Annotated in this window: 18 protein-coding genes; 2 read left to right on the top strand and 16 right to left on the bottom strand. The window is 41.8% G+C overall.

The features are described from left to right. From rsmG to dnaA, 16 genes are all read right to left on the bottom strand, one after another. Positions 1–723 (bottom strand): 16S rRNA (guanine(527)-N(7))-methyltransferase RsmG, encoded by a 723-nt coding sequence (gene rsmG, locus HMPREF3093_RS08105; protein ID WP_070756481.1) that lies wholly within the window; start codon positions 721–723, stop codon positions 1–3. Between the two features lie 184 nt (positions 724–907). Next, the gene (gene rplI / locus HMPREF3093_RS08100) at positions 908–1,360 is read right to left on the bottom strand and encodes a 50S ribosomal protein L9 (protein ID WP_070756480.1); all 453 of its coding nucleotides are present in this window, start codon (positions 1,358–1,360) and stop codon (positions 908–910) included. Beyond that, positions 1,360–3,171 (bottom strand): DHH family phosphoesterase, encoded by a 1,812-nt coding sequence (locus HMPREF3093_RS08095; RefSeq protein ID WP_180363292.1) that lies wholly within the window; start codon positions 3,169–3,171, stop codon positions 1,360–1,362. Before HMPREF3093_RS08095 ends, rplI begins: the two co-directional genes overlap by 1 nt. 317 nt (positions 3,172–3,488) lie before the next feature. Beyond that, positions 3,489–3,734: a 30S ribosomal protein S18 gene (gene rpsR, locus HMPREF3093_RS08090; protein ID WP_023392587.1), complete on the bottom strand. Its 246-nt coding sequence runs from the start codon at positions 3,732–3,734 to the stop codon at positions 3,489–3,491. A 22-nt stretch (positions 3,735–3,756) separates the two neighbouring features. Further along, positions 3,757–4,275 carry a single-stranded DNA-binding protein gene (gene ssb, locus HMPREF3093_RS08085; protein ID WP_070756478.1) on the bottom strand — a complete coding sequence of 173 codons (519 nt, stop codon included), beginning with the start codon at positions 4,273–4,275 and terminating at the stop codon, positions 3,757–3,759. 36 nt (positions 4,276–4,311) lie between these two features. Then, positions 4,312–4,611 carry a 30S ribosomal protein S6 gene (gene rpsF / locus HMPREF3093_RS08080; protein WP_070756477.1) on the bottom strand — a complete coding sequence of 100 codons (300 nt, stop codon included), beginning with the start codon at positions 4,609–4,611 and terminating at the stop codon, positions 4,312–4,314. 386 nt (positions 4,612–4,997) lie between these two features. Beyond that, on the bottom strand, positions 4,998–5,729 hold the full coding sequence (locus HMPREF3093_RS08075; RefSeq protein ID WP_070756476.1) for an ABC transporter permease: 732 nt from the start codon (positions 5,727–5,729) through the stop codon (positions 4,998–5,000). Then, positions 5,726–6,580 (bottom strand): ABC transporter ATP-binding protein, encoded by an 855-nt coding sequence (locus tag HMPREF3093_RS08070; protein WP_070756475.1) that lies wholly within the window; start codon positions 6,578–6,580, stop codon positions 5,726–5,728. Before HMPREF3093_RS08070 ends, HMPREF3093_RS08075 begins: the two co-directional genes overlap by 4 nt. A gap of 159 nt (positions 6,581–6,739) precedes the next feature. Further along, entirely contained in the window at positions 6,740–7,741 is a 1,002-nt protein-coding gene (locus HMPREF3093_RS08065; RefSeq protein ID WP_070756474.1) for a LytTR family DNA-binding domain-containing protein, read from the bottom strand. A gap of 15 nt (positions 7,742–7,756) precedes the next feature. Then, positions 7,757–8,482 carry an ABC transporter permease gene (locus HMPREF3093_RS08060; protein ID WP_070756473.1) on the bottom strand — a complete coding sequence of 242 codons (726 nt, stop codon included), beginning with the start codon at positions 8,480–8,482 and terminating at the stop codon, positions 7,757–7,759. Between the two features lie 134 nt (positions 8,483–8,616). Further along, entirely contained in the window at positions 8,617–11,133 is a 2,517-nt protein-coding gene (gyrA, locus tag HMPREF3093_RS08055; RefSeq protein ID WP_070756472.1) for a DNA gyrase subunit A, read from the bottom strand. 32 nt (positions 11,134–11,165) lie between these two features. Continuing rightward, on the bottom strand, positions 11,166–13,088 hold the full coding sequence (gyrB, locus tag HMPREF3093_RS08050) for a DNA topoisomerase (ATP-hydrolyzing) subunit B (RefSeq protein WP_070756471.1): 1,923 nt from the start codon (positions 13,086–13,088) through the stop codon (positions 11,166–11,168). After that, positions 13,054–14,208 carry a DNA replication/repair protein RecF gene (gene recF / locus HMPREF3093_RS08045; RefSeq protein ID WP_070756470.1) on the bottom strand — a complete coding sequence of 385 codons (1,155 nt, stop codon included), beginning with the start codon at positions 14,206–14,208 and terminating at the stop codon, positions 13,054–13,056. The genes gyrB and recF overlap by 35 nt, the downstream gene beginning before the upstream one ends. Continuing rightward, a complete protein-coding gene (gene yaaA, locus HMPREF3093_RS08040) occupies positions 14,198–14,428 on the bottom strand; it encodes a S4 domain-containing protein YaaA (protein WP_023392577.1) in 231 nt (76 codons plus the stop codon). Before yaaA ends, recF begins: the two co-directional genes overlap by 11 nt. Positions 14,429–14,576: 148 nt before the next feature. Further along, entirely contained in the window at positions 14,577–15,728 is a 1,152-nt protein-coding gene (dnaN, locus tag HMPREF3093_RS08035; protein WP_070756469.1) for a DNA polymerase III subunit beta, read from the bottom strand. A gap of 174 nt (positions 15,729–15,902) precedes the next feature. Then, positions 15,903–17,267: a chromosomal replication initiator protein DnaA gene (dnaA, locus tag HMPREF3093_RS08030; protein ID WP_070756468.1), complete on the bottom strand. Its 1,365-nt coding sequence runs from the start codon at positions 17,265–17,267 to the stop codon at positions 15,903–15,905. A 489-nt stretch (positions 17,268–17,756) separates the two neighbouring features. Between dnaA and rpmH the strand changes: the two genes are divergently transcribed. Together rpmH and HMPREF3093_RS08020 are read left to right on the top strand one after the other, a co-directional pair. Further along, the gene (rpmH, locus tag HMPREF3093_RS08025; protein ID WP_023392574.1) at positions 17,757–17,891 is read left to right on the top strand and encodes a 50S ribosomal protein L34; all 135 of its coding nucleotides are present in this window, start codon (positions 17,757–17,759) and stop codon (positions 17,889–17,891) included. Positions 17,892–17,976: 85 nt separating this feature from the next. Next, positions 17,977–18,639 (top strand): NAD(P)H-dependent oxidoreductase, encoded by a 663-nt coding sequence (locus HMPREF3093_RS08020; RefSeq protein WP_070756467.1) that lies wholly within the window; start codon positions 17,977–17,979, stop codon positions 18,637–18,639. The last annotated feature ends 12 nt before the right edge of the window (positions 18,640–18,651 follow it).

Genomic DNA, 18,651 nt, shown 5'->3' with positions numbered 1-18,651 from the left:
CTAGGCTTTTATTGGATTTTTGGCAGGTTTACCTGCCTTACGCGGATACTTATTAGGCGTCTCTTTTGTTTTTTGAATCAGAATATAACGACGGTCTGCTGACTCAACTGGCAACTGGTCTTCCGTTACCTTGATTAGCTTGGCACCTAGAACACGAATGGCTGCCCCTGCTTCTTCTAGCTCCTGGTCTGACTTCTGTGCTTTCAATGCCAAGAACTGGCCTCCAATCTTAACTAAAGGAAGGCAGTATTCTGCTAGAACATTGAGGCTTGCGACCGCCCGAGCTGTTACTAAATCAAACTGCCCTCGATAGACAGGATTTTGTCCTACATCTTCAGCACGTCCATGGACACAGGATACCCCTTCTAAGCCAAGTTCCTGAGCCAAATGATCAATAAAAGTCAGACGCTTCTGGAGTGAGTCGACGATTGTCACTTGCAATTCCGGATGAGCGATTTTTAATGGAATACTTGGAAATCCTGCGCCAGCCCCAACATCACAGAGTTGAAGAGCGTAATTATCCAAGGGCATATTCCATAGAGCCATTAAGCAGTCATAAAAATGCTTGAGGTAGACTTCTTCACGTTGGGTAATGGCCGTTAAATTCATTTTCTCATTCCACTCAACCAAGAGTTGAAAATAGCGCTCAAATTGGGCAATTTGCTGGTCATTCAGCACTAGTCCATGTGCGGCGCATTGGGCAATAAATGTCTCTGGATTCATGGATGAGAGCCTTCTTTCTTGTGAATAATCCGTGAAACAAAAAAGTTTCACAACCACTATTTACTTTACCGTATATCCGAAAAAATAGCAACTGATAGCTGCCCATTTTTGTCTCTAATTAGGTCGAATGTTTCACGTGAAACAATAAAGGGACTGACCTAGTCAGTCCCTTTAAGATGTACACTTAGGCTTCTACAACATGAACGTTAAGTTTGGCGGTCACATCATGATGTAACTTAGCTACTACATGGTGGTAGCCTAAGGAAGCTAAATTTTGTTCCAGCTGAATCTTGCGTTTATCAATACTGAGGTTATACTGTTTTTTAAGTTCTTCAGCGATTTGTTTCGATGGGATCGTCCCAAAGAGACGACCATCTGCGCCTGACTTTGCTTTAATTACAATCACAGTTTTTTCATCTTCGAGTTTTTCTTTAAGGTCTTTTGCTTGAGCCAATTCTTCAGCCTCTAAGCGAGTCTTAGCTTTATTTTCAGCATTTAATTGATTAACTGCAGCATTATCAGCAAGTTTAGCTAAGCCATTCTTGATTAAGAAGTTACGGCCATAGCCCTCCGATACTTCAATCAATTGACCCTTTTTTCCTTGTTTTTTTACGTCTTGTAGTAAGATTACTTTCATCAACTTTCCTCCTTATTACGTTGAATGGTCTCTACTAAGTCTTGATAGACTTGATCAAGACTTGATTCCTTTATTTGAGTTGCAGCAGTAGTCAAATGACCACCCCCACCCATTTCTTCCATCAAGGTCTGGACATTAAGCCCACCCATGGAACGGGCACTAATCCCGATTGTTTGATCAGGGCGCTCAAATATAACAAAAGAAGCTTCTACTTTTTTAAGTGTTAGCATGACATCCGCTGCTTGAGAGGCTGTCACATTGTCATAAACTTTTCCCTCTTGAGCCTTAGCTACAATAATATCTTCACCGATATAATGGGCCTGAGCTATAATCTCGTTGCGCTCTAACAATCGCTTAAGGTCTTCCTTAAGCAACTGCTGAATTAAGTGTTCATTAGCACCACGAGACTTAAGATAACTTGCTGCATCAAAAGTTCTCGACCCTGTGCGACTGGCAAAGTTATTAGTGTCCACAATAATACCAGCTAAGAGGGCTGTTGCCTCTGTTTTGTTCAGTGTTTCGTGACTGTTCCGCATATAGATGAAGAATTCCGTAACTAACTCTGATGTTGATGAGGCATAAGGCTCAATGAAGGTTAGGACTGGCTTAGTAGGGAAATCTTCACTTCGGCGGTGATGATCAATGATGACCACCTCATGCTCATTCACTAGTGGGCCAGCAGCAGATAAGCTAGGTCTGTGGTGATCCACCATGACAACGAGAGTACGATTATCAACAATCTCTTGAGCTTCCTCTAAACTAATGAATAGATTGGAGGCCTCATTCTTGATTGCAGGAAATTCAAGAAGCTGAGCCACATCATCAGATAACTCCTGGCGATCAAGGATAATTCTAGCAAATTTACCCTGTTGACTTACAATTTTATGAATCCCTAAGGCTGACGCAACAGCATCCATATCAGGATATTTATGGCCCGCAATAATCACACGGTTGGCTTGTTCGACAGAGGTCAGCAGGGCCTGATAAACCAATTTAGAACGTGTAATTGAGCGTTTTTGGTTAACGTTCAACTTACCACCATAAAAACGGGCTTGACCGTTGTGTGAGCGAACTACAGTCTGATCACCCCCACGCGCTAAAGCTAACTCTACATTAAGTTGAGCTTGATTGGCTAGTTCATCAAGCCCATAATAGGTGTCCTCTGAGTATGCAAGCCCTACACTTATCGATACAGGGATTGACTGTTTAGCTTCTGTTTCTTTTATGCTTTCTAGCGTTTTGAATTTATCCTTCTCCAACACATCTAGGGCTGCTTGATTAGCTAATATTAAAAACCGATCATCTTCTAAACGTTTGAGATAAAGGTTGAATTGATTAGCCCATTCTCGCAAACCATTTAATAGTTTAGCATCAAAGAGCGAAGTCTCACTGTCATCCATGGACTGTACTAATTCATCGTATTCGTCAATGAGCAAGTAGCCAAAGACTATACGATCATACGCTCTTTGAGCTACCATCTCATGTTCAGGTGTTTGATCAATAAAGTAAATCGCCTGATAGGACGGTTGATGTAGATAACGATAATACTTTTGATTTACCTCAATAGTTTGCCATTGTTTTTCTGGATTTTCTTGGTTTATTATTTCTCCTAAACCTTGATGTAACTTAGCAAGTGGCTGTCCCAGAAGTTGTAGATTCCCATAATGATGCTGAAACTCTGGGTTAACCCAGGCTACCTCGTGCTTATTATTGTAGATAAGCACCGCAATAGGAGCACGATACAAGGCATCTTCTTGCGCTAAGTGCAAGGTTGGTGCCACACTAGAGTACTGCTGTTCTAAATATTGCATGTAACCTTCAAAATGATTAAATCCAATCAGTATGAATAAGAACATTAACACTAGCATCAGAAGTGCTATCCAGGGCATATAAGCAAGCGTTGCTAGAATAATAGAGAGATAAAAGACGGTAAAAAACAATACTGGCCACTTCATTGAAGAGCGGTCCAACAGTTTTATAAACTGCCTTATTCTATCTTTTTTCACTGTCCACCTCCTAGTAGTTTTATTCTCCTCTATTTTACCACATTTATTCTAGTTTCTCTAGTTGACGAGGAATGTTTCACGTGAAACAAAAAAGACTAGAACCGAAGTTCTAGTCAGTAAAATTAGTCTTGTACAGTAAATGGTAAAAGACCCATAATCCGTGCACGTTTAATAGCAACGGTTAAAGCACGTTGGTGCTTCGCGCAAGTCCCAGTTACACGACGTGGTAAGATTTTCCCTTTTTCAGAAATGAAACGTTTGAGTAAATCTACGTCTTTGTAGTCAGGATGATCGATATGGTTTGCGCAGAAGAAACATACTTTTCTACGACGGCGACGGCCGCCACGGCGTTGTTGTTGTTCAGCCATATGTCATACTCCTTATTAATTCTTAGAATGGTAAATCATCTTCAGAAATATCAATTGGGTAACCTTCATCCATGAATGGAGAAGTACTTGATGAAGAAAATGATTGATTATAGTTATTTTGATTCATTTGTGGCTGTGATTGGTATCCGCCTCCACCACCTGCACCATAAGCACCTGCTTGATGATCAGTATTTGGACTAGAGACAGGGCGTTGTTCAGTCACAGAGCGAGATTCTAGCAAGTCGAAGTTGTTAACAACCACTTCGGTTACATATACTCGTTGACCTTGTTGGTTATCATATGAACGTGTTTGAAGACGTCCATCAATAGCAATCAAGGAACCTTTACGCGTGAAGTTAGCTAAGTTTTCAGCTGCCTTCCGCCAAATCACACACGAAATGAAGTCCGCTTCACGTTCACCTTGTTGGTTAGTAAAATTACGGTTAACCGCAATGGTAAAAGAACCGACTGCAGTGCCAGATGAGGTAAAACGTAATTCAACATCACGGGTTAAACGTCCGACTAATTGTACAGTATTCATGTTGGTTCCTCCCTCAAGATGTTTCACGTGAAACAATTAAGCTTCGACTTTGACGATCATGTGACGTAAGATGTCACGGTTGATTTTCGCAAGACGGTCGAATTCGTTAATGCCTTGTGCGTTTTCAGCGACAACATTCACGATATGGTAAATACCTTCTTTGTAGTCGTTGATTTCGTAAGCAAAACGTTTTTTCGCCCAGTCTTTCGATTCAACAACTTCAGTACCGTTCTCAGTTAAGATTGAATTGAAACGCTCGACCAATTCTTTCTTAGCATCATCTGTTAAATCAGGACGGATGATGTACAAGATTTCGTATTTAGTTGCTTGACTCATTGACTGCACCTCCTTTTGGACTATTGGCTCATAAAGAGCAAGGAGAGTATGGAAATAGTCACATACTCACATCTATTAATTATACGCGAGCCTAGCAAGAATTGCAAGCTATAATCAGAAGAATCTCCCATAAGTCTATTAACAAAAATATCCCCCAAAAAGGGGGATGGAGTTACTTAGCATTCCTGACGACACAACTTATAGCAAAAGTTCCCAATGATGGCCATGGCGATGGCACGCTGCAAGTATGGATTTCCTAAAATGGATAACCAAAGGCTGGTGCTTGATCCTATCGTGACTTCTATCAAAAGACTTAAGAGAAGGACAACAAGTAAAACCATATTGATTAGCCGATTAGGACGAGTACATGACATAAGAGTTTCCCCCTATTCTTTTTCTAATCCATTGTGACGATAGAGTAGAACGAAAACCAGACTAAGACCTAACAACCAAGCTAAAGCTACTAAGACTTCTCGCAGAGGTAAGCTAGCATCAGCAAAGTTACGCGCCCAACTGAAGAAGAAGTTAGTGTATAGATAGGGCGCAACCTTAGCCAAAGGTTCACTAAACATGGAATAGAAAGGAACTAAGATTAAAATCATCAAAGGGAAAATACTGTAGGCTGTAGCCTCAGATGAATTTTTAGCGAAAATTCCTGAAATAAAGCCAATAATAGATCCAGAAACAATGGTTGATAGGCTGACAATCCCATACTTAAGAAGAGATAAATCAGTAAAGCTCATACCTGATAAAGGAATCAAGAGGTAGCTGAGTAACATTAAGAGAACAACCGTTGGCAGTAGGGTAGCAATGAGAAATTCTAAGCTTGTTACCGTTGAAGTCATCAAGACCCGCAAGGTTTTCTTTTCCTTTTCCTCAACTAAGCTCATCATGCCAGTCATGGCACTTCCCATTCCTGCGATAAAGATGAAACCCATGGAAATAATCATGATACTACGTACATTTCCTTGAGCAAATTCATCCGTTCGAGGTAAGATAAAATTCATAGCAACCGGCATGATCATACCCATTAACAAAATAGGTAAAATCTGCATATTAACAACGATTTGGTAAATTTTGAATTTTGAAATAGTCCAGATTTTGTGTAAGTTCATCATAGTAATTCTCTCCCTGTCTTAGCAATAAATACTTCTTCTAACGTTGGTTCATTGGAATGGATGGTTTCGACTAAGTCTTGGCTTAACCATTCATTCAGTTGCGCAATCCCTGCCGGATCCTGATTAATAACTACCTGACTCTTGTCTTTTAAGCCTACTTCTAACTTGCGTTCTCGCTTAAAGTTTAAGCAAGTATTTCTTGGCGTATCGAGCGAAACAATCTTCCCATCATTGAGGAGAGCCACTCGATCACAGAGTTTAGTCGCTTCTTCCATATTATGTGTTGTGAGGAAGATGGTGGTCCCTTCAGCTTGCACTTCCTTCAGTAACTTATGAATGGCTTGAGCAGTTGCTGGATCCAAACCGGAAGTTGGTTCATCTAGGAAGAGCACCTTAGGCGAATGGAGAAGGGCACGGGCCAATACTAGACGCTGACGCATCCCTTTCGATAAACGGCGGGCAAGTTTCTTCTTATCTTGAGCCAATCCAACGCGTTCAAGTAAGAAGTCAATCCGCTTCTTATCAACCTTAAGTAGATCGGCGAAAAACTTCATATTATGATAGACAGAAACATTTTCGTAGAGACCTGAGTTATCCGTGACGATTCCGACTTCCTGATAGATATCTTGAGTCAGAGCATCAGTTGCTATTCCTAATAATTTAGTTTCACCTGAGCTAGCGAGTAGTTGACCAGTTAAGATTTTAATGGTGGTTGTTTTACCTGCACCTGATGGTCCTAAAAATCCAAAAATTTCTCCAGATTCAACTGAAAAATCTAAATGATTGAGCGCGGTTTGATTTTTAAATTGTTTGACGAGGTCGCGTACCTCGATAACAGATGTGTGTGACATGTGACTGCCTCCTTCTGGTATTTGCTTTGATGACTATAGTCTACACCGACTTTTGACTTTTGACGTAAAAAATCGCCCAAACGTACGGCCAAAAAGTCAAAAAGAGGCCCACTCGGCCCAAGTGTGGAAAAAACGGGCTGAGTGGTACCTCATAAATGGCTATAATTCAATTAATTGTCGCAAAGAGTCCAATCGACTACGCGACAGAGGTAAGAGTGTTTCTTTAGGCTTCTTGAGAATCAAAGTATAAGAATTCTTAGAATAGGACACCAATTCGTTAATTCGCTGGAGATTAACCAGGTAAGATCGATGACATCTGAAGAAGCCAAAGTGCTTCAACTTATCTTCTAAGTCAGACAAGGTCATGGCAGTCGGATAAGAATCACCATTAACTTGAACAGTCGATACGCTATTAATGCTTTCAATATAATCTATTTCATTTGGATTAAAGTAAACAGTCTTATCACTAAGTTTGCAGGCAACCTTAAAGACGCGGTTGAGCTCAGTCGCCGTTAATTCCTCTGCTTCCTTACCTTCTGAATCCGATTCTTCCTCTGAGACATCTACCAATTCTAATCCATTTTGAACCTGGTAACGATAGGTCACGATATTAAGGAGAACTAATTCTTCTAGCGAGGTAGCCGTAATCAAGAGGGTTAGGGAGAGAGACTTGATATAATCCAAAGCCTTAAGATATAGACCTACACCGTCATGACTTAATAGCGAAATGGGGCTTTCTAGGTAGAGCAAATCTGGTTGCTTAAGAGTGGCTCGTAGCAACTGCAAGCGATGACGCTGATCAGACGTCAAATCCTTGATACGATAATTTACTAAATCCGATAAGGCGAAGGCCTCATAGAGCTCTGACAAATTTCCAGCATAGCCAGTCAAACGACTAAAAAGAGTGACAGCTACTTTAACTGTCTGACCTTCATAGACTCCGTCATCTAAGCGACAGCTTGCCATCGACTTAAAACTACGGTTGATTTGACCGCTAGTTGGTCGCTCGCGCTCCACCAAAAGCTCATAGAATATTTGCCGTTCATCTTGCGTGAACTTAATTCCTAGATGCTGCCTTGCTTCAATACTAAAATTCAAATCCTTGAGTAACATGCCATTCTGCGACTGCTTCATCACATCTTGCCATTCACATAACTTCATGGCCTCATCCTCCTTTTATAGATAGAGTCGATTCCGTTTTTGTCGATAAGAAATTGTCAAAACAATCAGACTAGCTAGTAGCCAAACGCCATAAACCAACAAATCCATCCCCAAACCGCCATAATCTAAATGAAGTAACCAGGCATTGGCACGTCCAGTATAAAAATAAGGCATCAATCCTGCTAAATGGTCATTCATTCTACTAAATAAAGGAATAAAGGCTATGGCTAACATGGGGACTATACTTGCAGCATTTGCTGTTGCAGACCGATCAAAGATTAAACCAAAAATCAATCCCAAGATACTAGAAATTAGAAAGCACATACCAAAATGGAAAATCATGCCAAAAATAGAGCCTAAATACTGATAATCTAGGTTCATTAAAGGCAAGCTTATCATTACTGTCACCCACATAGTAATCTGTGTCATAATTACTAGGGACAGTAAATAAACCCAAGGCCTAACATGACTATCTAATAAAATACGTAAAGTTTTATGCTCCTTATCCTCAGTTAAATTCAACATAGCAAGCGTAATAGGAGACACGCTACCTAAAAAGGAAAAAAACATAATCATAACAAAGCCTTGTCGTTCTATAGAACTCACATCGTTTGGAAGAATAAAATTCATTATTACTGGATATAAAATCGTTATATATATCATAGGTGATATTTTGACAGACGCAAAACTCTGCTTAAATTTTACTCCAACCAGAGTCCAGACTTGTTGCCAAGTTTTCATGGGATAATCCCCCTCTCTCAAAACCTTTCTCTAAGTCTTAATCTTATCCCTTCTTAACTATCATGTCAAATTATGCTAAGACAACAAAAGAAGTTGGCTCCCAATAAAGGGACCCAACTTCTTGATTGAACTTCTTATTCTTCTTCAGAATCCGAGTCATCCTTGGCTTCTTCGGTATCTACTTCCGTTTCAGCCAGTTCTTGAGTTTCTTCACCTGTCTTCATGATCTTGGTAATAGAACTTACCTTAGCTCCATCATCTAGACGAATCATTTTGACCCCAAGGGTAGCGCGTGAAGTGACAGAGATGCTAGCAATATTGAAGCGGATTACAACCCCTTGATCGGTCATCACCATGAGGTCTTCATCACCTTCAGTCGCTACAATACCAGCCAGCTGACCAGATTTAGCAGAAATATTAGAGGTCTTAATCCCTTTACCGCCTCGGTTCTTAACAGCATACTCACTAGCTGGGGTTTGCTTACCATAACCACGCTCGGTTACAACTAAAACATTGGATTCAGGATTTAAGACGGCAGCCCCAACGACATAGTCACCCTCACGCAGTTTCATCCCACGTACACCAGTCGCTGTCCGGCCCATGATACGGGCATCTGTTTCTGAGAAAGTCATAGCATAACCATTGTGACTTCCGATAATAATGTTTTGCTGACCATTCGTCACTAGGACGTTGATTAATTCATCGTCTTCGCGCATGTTAAGGGCAATCAAACCATTATTGCGGATGTTGGCATAGGCGTTAACGTCAGAACGCTTCACAATCCCATTCTTGGTTACAAAGAAGAGGTATTGATCTTCTTGACTTGGATGAAGGGCAATGATTTCCTTAACGTATTCTTCCTTCTCGATATTGAGGAGGTTGACCACTGGAATCCCCTTGGCAGTCCGACCATATTCAGGAATATCATAACCTTTACTTTGGTAGACTTTCCCTTTATTGGTGAAGAAGAGTAGGCTGTCGTGAGTCGAGCAGGAAACGAGGGTTTGGATATTGTCGTTATCACTCATCCCCATGCCTTTGACCCCACGGCCACCACGATTTTGCACTTGGAATTCATCCTGGGTCATACGCTTGATATAACCATTAGAGGTCAAGGCAATCAAGACATCTTCTTCCTCAATCAAGTCTTCATCTTCGATGCTGGTCAATTCGCCAACACGTAATTCCGTCCGACGCTCACCTGGGAAGCGATTCTTGATATCTGCCAATTCGTCTTCAATAATAGCCATAATGTTGGCCTCTGAACTCAAAATTTCAGTTAAACGACGAATTAATTCCATCAAATCGTTATATTCTGCTTCAATCTTCTCACGTTCCAAACCAGTCAAGCGAGCTAGACGCATGTCTAGGATTGCTTGGGCCTGAATTGGCGAGAATTCAAAACGTTCAATTAACTGAGCCTTGGCTACTTCTGTATCGTGAGAGCCACGAATAATGGCAATAATCTCATCAATGAAGTCTAATGCCTTACGCAAACCTTCTAAGATGTGAGCACGATCTTCGGCTTTGCGTTTTTCAAACTCAGTCCGACGACGAATAACTTCGATTTGGTATTCCAAATATTTGGTCAAGATTTCCTTGAGGCTCATAATCTTTGGAACACCTTTGTCAATGGCTAACATATTGAAGCCAAACGTAACTTGAAGGGCAGTGTATTTATAGAGATTGTTGAGCACGACATTGGCACTGGTGTCGCGTCTTACTTCTACGACAATCCGCATACCTTCACGGCCTGATTCATCGGCTACATAGGTAATCCCTTCAATTTTCTTCTCTCGTGCTAATTCGGCAATCCGCTCTACTAACTTAGCCTTGTTGACCCCATAGGGAATCTCGGTCACAACAATTCGTTCCTTGTCATGGGCCATTTGTTCGATTTCGACGCGACTGCGAACAATAATCTTGCCTTTACCAGTTTGATAGGCCTTGCGGATACCTGATTTTCCCATGACAATCCCGCCTGTTGGAAAGTCAGGTCCAGGTAAAGCTTCCATCAGCTCATTAACTGACACCTCTGGATTTTTCATCAAAAGACTGAGGGCATCAATGGTTTCGCCTAAGTTATGAGGCGGAATATTGGTTGCCATCCCGACCGCAATCCCGGCTGCCCCGTTGACTAAGACGTTAGGGAAACGAGAGGGGAGGGTTACAGGTTCTTTTTCTTCTTGAGAATAGTTGTCCTTGAAATCAACGGTATCCTTATTGATATCCTTGAGCATTTCCATGGCAATCTTAGACATACGCGCTTCAGTATACCGCATTGCCGCTGCCCCGTCGCCATCGACAGAACCAAAGTTACCATGCCCATCAACTAGTAGTTCCCGATAACTAAAAGGTTGGGCCATCCGGACCATGGCTTCATAAATCGCCGAGTCCCCGTGTGGGTGATATTTACCCATAACGTCCCCGACGATACGAGCAGATTTCTTATAAGGTTTATCCGGAGTAACTCCCATTTCATTCATCCCGTAGAGAATACGGCGGTGAACCGGCTTAAGTCCGTCACGTACATCAGGCAAGGCCCGAGAAACAATGACGCTCATAGCATAATCTAGGAAGGAAGTCCGCATCTCGTTAGAGAGATTGACTACCTCATAATTATGCGGTGTATGATCAAAGCTTTCACTCATACTATTAGTTCCTTTCTCCTTGTCGCAGCCTGCTAGATATCAAGGTTTTCGACATAGACAGCATTATCTTCAATGAAGGCCCGCCGTGGTTCTACATCGTCACCCATCAACATTTCCAGGACGGCTTCCGCTTCAATAGCATCTTCCACCGTCACCTGTAACATACGGCGATTTTCTGGATTCATGGTTGTTTCCCATAATTGGTCTTCGTTCATTTCCCCAAGACCCTTATAACGCTGAATAGTGTAGCGCGCGTTAGGATTTTCTTCTTGCCACTCCTTGAGTTCTGCATCAGTATCTAGGTAAATAGCACGCTTACCTTGTTTAACTTGATAGAGCGGTGGTTTAGCAATATAAACATAACCTGCATCTAAAAGTGGACGCATATAGCGATAAATCAAGGTCAGGAGTAGGGTTCTGATGTGAGCCCCATCAACGTCCGCATCGGTCATGAGAATAAGCTTATGATAACGAGCTTTAGCGACATCGAATTCTCCCCCGAAGCCAGTCCCCATAGCAGTAAAGAGGGAACGAATTTCTTCGTTATTAAGGATTTTATCCATGGACGCTTTTTCAACGTTAAGGATTTTACCACGAATAGGTAGAATGGCTTGGTACATACGCGAACGACCCTGCTTAGCCGAACCGCCGGCTGAGTCCCCCTCAACGATAAATAATTCGCAGAGTTCCGCTTCACGGCTAGAACAGTCAGCTAATTTACCAGGTAGGTTACTAATTTCCATAACTGACTTACGTCTTGTCATTTCCCGCGCACGTTTGGCCGCCATACGAGCCTTAGCCGCTAAAATCCCTTTATCGACAATAATGCGTGCCACTTTAGGATTTTCCATAAGGTAAACATCAAACCCATTGGAGAAGAGTCGGTCTGTGATGGCTCTTACTTCGGAGTTACCTAATTTTGTCTTGGTTTGCCCCTCAAATTGAGGATCTGGGTGTTTGATAGAGAGAACCAAGGTTAAACCTTCACGGACATCTTCACCGGTTAGATTCTCGTCATTATCCTTGATTAAGTTCATCTTACGTGCATAATCATTGATAACCCGCGTTAAACCCGTCTTAAAGCCGGCTTCGTGAGAACCCCCTTCATGGGTGTGAATATTGTTGGCAAAGGACAAAATGGTTGTATGATAACTATCCGTATACTGCATGGAAATTTCGACTTGGATATCATCGACTTCGCCTTCAATGTAAATTGGTTCTTCAAAAATTGGCGTCTTATGTTGATTAAGATGTTGTACATAGCTCTTAATCCCACCTTCATAGTGGAAGCTATCTTTTTCTTCTTGATCCAGACGCTTATCTTCAATGGTAATCCGCAAACCCTTGTTAAGAAAGGCTAACTCGCGAATCCGTTTCTTCAAACGATCATATTCAAAGACCGTTGTTTCAGTAAAGATAGCAGGGTCTGGTAAAAAGTTGACCTTGGTCCCTGTTTCTGTAGCTTGACCGATAACTTCGAGGTCGCCTTCAACGGCTCCACGATGGTAACGTTGTTGATAGAGTTTCCCGTCACGCGAAACTTGAACGGTTAATTCAGTAGACAAGGCGTTTACGACAGATGCCCCCACACCGTGGAGACCACCCGACACCTTATAACCGCCACCGCCAAATTTACCACCGGCATGGAGGACCGTAAAGACTGTTTCAACCGCTGGACGGCCTGTTTGAGGTTGAATATCAACAGGAATCCCCCGCCCATTATCTTGAACGGTAATACTATTATTGGCTTCAATGGTTACTTCGATATGGTCACAATAACCAGCCAAGGCTTCGTCGATTGAGTTATCCACAATTTCCCAAACTAAATGGTGTAAACCAACAATCGAGGTAGACCCGATATACATACCGGGACGCTTGCGGACGGCTTCTAAACCTTCTAAGACCTGAATCTGACCCGCATCATACTGTTGGGGTGCTTGCATTTGTTCCGTCATAGTGTTCTCCTTTACTGATGTTACCTGCTGAGATATAGAAAATCTCGGCATAAGGCAACTGATGTAGTTTAAGGCCCTTAATCGTCGCAGTCGTCAGGATGGTTTGGACCTTATCTTTAATATAAGACATCAAAATATGTTGGCGATCGTCATCTAGCTCTGATAAGACATCATCTAAGAGTAGAACGGGATATTCGCCTCGTGCTTGTTTAATGAGCTCAATTTCAGCCAGTTTTAAACTCAAGACAATGGTACGTTGCTGACCCTGAGATCCGAAGAATTGGGCTTTTTTATCATTTACATAGGTCATAAAATCATCGCGGTGAGGCCCAAACAAGGTCGTTCCTTGATCACGCTCACGACTGGCATAAGTGCTAGCTTGATCGAGGAGTTGCTTGATTCTTTCCTCTAAGGTTAAAGGCTGATAAACTTGGCTACCATTGACATATTCAAGATGCAACTGGTCACGACCATTGGATAGATTCTGATGGATAGGACTAGCGATTTGCCCTAATTTTTCAAGAAATTCCATGCGATATTGAATCAAATGAGCACCTTCTTGGCATAGTTGCTCAGTCAAAATTTCAAAGAAGACTTGATCGAATTTCTTGCCCCGTCCCTCCTGCTTGAGATAGCTATTACGCTGTTTAAGCAAACGCTGATAGGTTAAGAGGTGATTAAGATAAATGGGATTGGCCTGACCTAACTCGATGTCTAGGAAACGACGCCGTAAATTAGGTGCCCCCTTGATTAGTTGCATATCTTCTGGCGCAAATAGCACCGTATTGAATTGCCCCACAAAATGGCTAAGCTTCGATTGATCCAGATAATTAACCTGAGCTACCTTGCCTTTTTTGGTCAAGGTTAAAGCCAGGGGAATTTCATAGTTCTTGGTTTCAATAACCGCTTCAATCCGTGCCTGTTCTTGGTCCCACTCAATCATTTCGCTGTCATGATTCGTTCGATGACTTTTAGCCAAGGACAAGAGAAAAATCGATTCTAAGAGGTTAGTCTTGCCCTGGGCATTTTCACCTGTCAGAATAGTTAAACCCGGTCCTAGGCAAAGCTCAATCCCTTGGTAATTACGAAAATGGCTTAACTTTAAGGTCTTAAGCTTCATCTGCAACCATCAAGGCATCAAAATCCAAAGCCGGAATGGTGACCTGATCCCCTGGATAGAGCTTGCGTCCTCGGCGTGTTTCTTGCTCCTGATTCACCAAGACCTTTTCTTCTGACAGAAACCATTTGGCTTGGCCACCTGTTGCAATGATGCCTTCATTTTTCAATACCTGTCCTAGGGTAATGAAATCTGACTCAATGCTTATTTCTTGTCTTGCCATTTTATCACCTTAACCTATCTTGATTTTAGACCTTTACCCTCTAATTATACTCTTTTTTCTCGATTTAAGCAATTTTTCTGGCAAATAAGCCCAATAGTTAGCTAAATAAAAAAACGCCTAAAAAGGCGCTTTTTTTTAGTTTTAGATTTTAAGCGTGGTGAGTACGGATTGGCGTTAAGAGTTGAATCAAGTCATTGTGACCTTCTTCAACTTTATCTTCGCGGAGCAATAATGGCCGTTCACCTGAGATAAAGCCTAATTTAATGGTGGTATCACCAAATGATTTGACGGCATCACGCATATAATCAGGGTTGAAGGCAATTGTTAAGTCGTCCCCTTCCAAGCTATCATAGCTTAACTCTTCGGTAGACTGACCAATTGAAATACCTTGTACTAGAAGCGCCACACTGCCTTGACTCATTTTGAGTTGAACCACATTAGACTTAGCCACATGAACTAAGAGCGCTGCCCGCTCCAAAGCCTGGCTGAAGGATTGGGTGTTGACGGTTAATTCTGTATTGTAAGTAGTTGGAATTAAGCGGCTAGTATCTGGGAAAGTTCCCTCTAGTAAACGAGAGTAAATGACTAGATTATCAAAATGGAAAACTAGTTGCTGAGCCATAACATAAAAAGTCACATTAGTTTCGTCATCTAAGATACGAGTCAACTCAATCACTGTTTTCTTAGGAATGGTAATATTCAGCCCCTTGAGACTTGGATTGAGATCCTTAATTGGAATATCGCGTTTACTCAAGCGATGACTATCAGTTGCGACCCCAGTCAAATAACCATCATGGAAAGAAAGATTCAAACCAGTTAAAATTGGACGGTTTTCTTGGTTAGAGGCAGAGAAGATAGTTTGGTTGATTAACTTCTTAAATAGTAGACCTGGTAAGGTGACAGGCTTATCTTCATCTGTTTCCGGTAAGACAGGGTATTGGCTACTGTCGACCCCTTGGATAGTAAAGACCGCTTTACCTGATGTTAATTGAACATTATAGTGGTCTTGAACTTCAATCTCTACCTGATTAGTTGGTAGCTTGCGCACAATATCAATGAAGAGGCGTGCTGATAAGACAATACTACCTGGTCTAGTAACTTGAAGTTGGGCTGCCTCTTGGCTTGTTTCAATGACACTTTCAATGGAAATGCTAGCGTCACTACCAGTTAAAATCAATCGATCTGATTTTAGTTCTAACTTCATACCAGTTAAGACAGGAATAGCTGCTTTACCTGGAATAGCCCGTGCTACATGGTTGAGTTGATTAATGAAGTAATCACGGTTAATCGAAAAATGCATAGTGGGTCGACTCCTTTTATTCATAAATATAATAAGATAAATATATATAGTCTTCTTCATCATAAGGCTTGTGGATTCTGTGGAAGACTGTTTTGAGTGGGAAGATAAAGGGATTTTTGCATGTGGAAAACCCTGTGCATAATTATCCACAAGTGTTTAGACTTATCAACAAGCTTACTGACCTAGTTTTTGTTTGAGCTCACTGAGCTCCTGTTTTAGTCGAGCATTATGTTGTAATTCGTCATTGATTTTCTCATAGGCATGGATAATGGTGGTGTGATTACGCTTGCCGAAGGCTTCACCAATTTTAGGGAAGGAGACATCCGTTAATTCACGACAGAGATACATGGCAACTTGACGGGGATGAACGATTTCCTTAGTCCGTTTCTTACCCTTTAATTCATCTATTTCGACATTATAGTAGCGTCCAACCTGGGTGACAATCTCATCAATGGATAGCTTATCGCCCATAGTTGGAGTTCCATTGAGGAGACTAGATAGGGCTTCGGCCGCTAAATTAGTGGTAATTTCGCGGTTGTGGATAGTCGCATAGGCTGTGACCCGCGTCAAGGCACCTTCTAGTTCCCGGATATTGGTATTCACATGGCTGGCGATATATTGCAGGGTATCGGCCGAGAATTCATTACTTGCTTTCTTGCGTAAGATAGCAATCCGCGTTTCGAAGTCTGGTGGCGTAATATCAATCTGTAAGCCCCAAGCAAAGCGACTAATCAGTCGATCTTCTAAGCCACTTAAGGAACTTGGCAGACGGTCACAGGTCATCACAATCTGTTTGCCGTGATTATAAAGCTCATTAAAGGTATGGAAGAATTCTTCGCGCGTCTTGTTTTTATTACTTAAAAACTGAATATCATCAATCAAGAGCACATCAATCTTCCGGTACATATGGCGGAATTCTTCGATTGTATTTTTCTCTAAAGCGGTTATAAAGTCATTAGTAAAGGATTCAGTCGTGGCATACTTAATCTTAGCATGCGGTTGGCGGCTAAGGATTTCGTTCCCAATAGCCTGCATGAGGTGAGTTTTACCTAGCCCTACGCCCCCATAAATCAGGTAAGGATTGTAAGTCTCTCCCGGCGCGTCACAGACGGTCAAGGCTGCTGCATGGGCCATTTTATTGGCCTCCCCGATGACAAAATTAGAGAAGGTATAGTTAGGATTTAATTGGGAGCGACTGTAAGAACTCGGTTCATTGGGTTCCATCTCCAAGGGAGAAATATGGACAGGTGTTTGGACTACTGGAGTATTTACCTGCTGCTTAGAAGGAGATACCACATATTTGGCTTGGTACTGACGACCAAAGGTAGATAAGGAAAAATCTACTACGACATTCTTAAGCTTCCCTTGTTCCCAGAAGTTCCGAATAAGACTATTGGGAACGCGCAGTTTAAAGGAGTTTTCTGTTAATTCCATGATGTCAGCACTAGAAACGAAAGCTTCAAAAGTCTTTTCGTCTAAACCACCATAGTGGCGTATATATTCTAGGAGTTCTTGCCAAAAGAGCTCTTTCTCTTCCATTGACGGGGTCACCTCTTTCATAAGCAGAATCAATCACTTCTATTATAGCATAATCGGCTTGCTATCTCTAGTTTCTGTGGATAAGTCTCTCTATCCACATATGAACGGAAACTTATCCACAGGTGCATGGAAAGTGTGGATAAAGGCCATTTAGAGAGAAAATCACAGTTAGGTGTGCATAAGTGAAAGTCATACAAACCTTATTATATAAGCTTTTAGGGTAATTATCAACTTCTTTCTGTGCATAAGTCGCTAAAATGTGCATAAGTTTAAAATTTGTGGATAAATCCAAAATAGCTTGTGGATATAGTTAAGACTTATGAACAAGTTATGATACTTATCCACATATTTGTGCACAGCGAGTCGGATTCAGTGCCTACTTAAGACAGAGAAAGTTTAGCAAAAGTTACAAAAATCCTTGACTTTCAGCCCTAACTTCATTAAACTAATCTAGTACTCTACACAAGAATGCAGCAGGAGGTGGATCGCATGAAGAGAACTTACCAACCAAAGAAACGTACACGTAAAAAAGTGCATGGTTTCCGTAAACGTATGAGCACTAAAAACGGCCGTAACGTCTTAAAACGTCGCCGCCAAAAAGGACGCAAACGTCTAGCTCAATAATTATGAGACCTTAACAGGCCGCTTCTAAACCAGAAGCGGCCTTTCTTCTTATATATAGTAAACTACCTAAAGAAAGGACCCTATCATGACCCCAGAAGCTATTCGAGATTTACTTAAGCGACGTTATGCCTGCCGTGACTATGATCCCAATCGTAAGATTTCTGACCAGGATTTCCACTTGATTTTAGAAGCTGGCCAATTAGCCCCTAGTTCTTATGGTTTTGAGCCTTGGCACTTTCTAGTCATTGAATCGGAGTCACTCAAGCAAGCCTTGGCTCCCATCGCCTTGGGTGCTCAGAAAGCTTTAGCGTCAGCTAGCCATTTTGTCATCATTTTATCGCGCACGCAAGCTAGTTTACGTTATGATGCGCCTTATATTGGTTACATGATGCGGGAAATTCAAGGACTGCCAGAGGACTTCTGTGAATTTAAGCAACAACGCTTCGAGACCTTCCAGAAGGAAGATTTTGACTTATTGAGCACTGAACGTGCCACTTTCGATTGGGCCAGCAAGCAATCCTATCTGGCACTAGCACAGATGATGCAGGTTGCAGCCTTGCGAGGCATTGATTCTCTAGCTATGGAAGGCTTCAATCGTCAGGCAGTGACTGATTTGTTAACTGAACGTGGTCTAATAGATCCTAGTGAATGGGGAGTCTCTGTCATGGTGTCTTTCGGCTATGGACTTGGCTCAGTTCCTCGAAAGACTCGTCAGTCACTGGATCAATTAGTGACTTGGGTTAAATAAATGATGAACTTT

It is taken from the genome of Abiotrophia sp. HMSC24B09 (assembly GCF_001815865.1).
Lineage (GTDB): Bacteria > Bacillota > Bacilli > Lactobacillales > Aerococcaceae > Abiotrophia.
This window is presented reverse-complemented; position numbering and strand designations above follow the sequence as displayed.

Coding starts and splice junctions, on each gene's coding strand:
- rsmG (WP_070756481.1), bottom strand. CDS start 723: ATGAATCCAGAGACATTTATTGCCCAATGCGCCGCACATGGACTAGTG.
- rplI (WP_070756480.1), bottom strand. CDS start 1,360: ATGAAAGTAATCTTACTACAAGACGTAAAAAAACAAGGAAAAAAGGGT.
- HMPREF3093_RS08095 (WP_180363292.1), bottom strand. CDS start 3,171: ATGCAATATTTAGAACAGCAGTACTCTAGTGTGGCACCAACCTTGCAC.
- rpsR (WP_023392587.1), bottom strand. CDS start 3,734: ATGGCTGAACAACAACAACGCCGTGGCGGCCGTCGCCGTCGTAGAAAA.
- ssb (WP_070756478.1), bottom strand. CDS start 4,275: ATGAATACTGTACAATTAGTCGGACGTTTAACCCGTGATGTTGAATTA.
- rpsF (WP_070756477.1), bottom strand. CDS start 4,611: ATGAGTCAAGCAACTAAATACGAAATCTTGTACATCATCCGTCCTGAT.
- HMPREF3093_RS08075 (WP_070756476.1), bottom strand. CDS start 5,729: ATGATGAACTTACACAAAATCTGGACTATTTCAAAATTCAAAATTTAC.
- HMPREF3093_RS08070 (WP_070756475.1), bottom strand. CDS start 6,580: ATGTCACACACATCTGTTATCGAGGTACGCGACCTCGTCAAACAATTT.
- HMPREF3093_RS08065 (WP_070756474.1), bottom strand. CDS start 7,741: ATGAAGTTATGTGAATGGCAAGATGTGATGAAGCAGTCGCAGAATGGC.
- HMPREF3093_RS08060 (WP_070756473.1), bottom strand. CDS start 8,482: ATGAAAACTTGGCAACAAGTCTGGACTCTGGTTGGAGTAAAATTTAAG.
- gyrA (WP_070756472.1), bottom strand. CDS start 11,133: ATGAGTGAAAGCTTTGATCATACACCGCATAATTATGAGGTAGTCAAT.
- gyrB (WP_070756471.1), bottom strand. CDS start 13,088: ATGACGGAACAAATGCAAGCACCCCAACAGTATGATGCGGGTCAGATT.
- recF (WP_070756470.1), bottom strand. CDS start 14,208: ATGAAGCTTAAGACCTTAAAGTTAAGCCATTTTCGTAATTACCAAGGG.
- yaaA (WP_023392577.1), bottom strand. CDS start 14,428: ATGGCAAGACAAGAAATAAGCATTGAGTCAGATTTCATTACCCTAGGA.
- dnaN (WP_070756469.1), bottom strand. CDS start 15,728: ATGCATTTTTCGATTAACCGTGATTACTTCATTAATCAACTCAACCAT.
- dnaA (WP_070756468.1), bottom strand. CDS start 17,267: ATGGAAGAGAAAGAGCTCTTTTGGCAAGAACTCCTAGAATATATACGC.
- rpmH (WP_023392574.1), top strand. CDS start 17,757: ATGAAGAGAACTTACCAACCAAAGAAACGTACACGTAAAAAAGTGCAT.
- HMPREF3093_RS08020 (WP_070756467.1), top strand. CDS start 17,977: ATGACCCCAGAAGCTATTCGAGATTTACTTAAGCGACGTTATGCCTGC.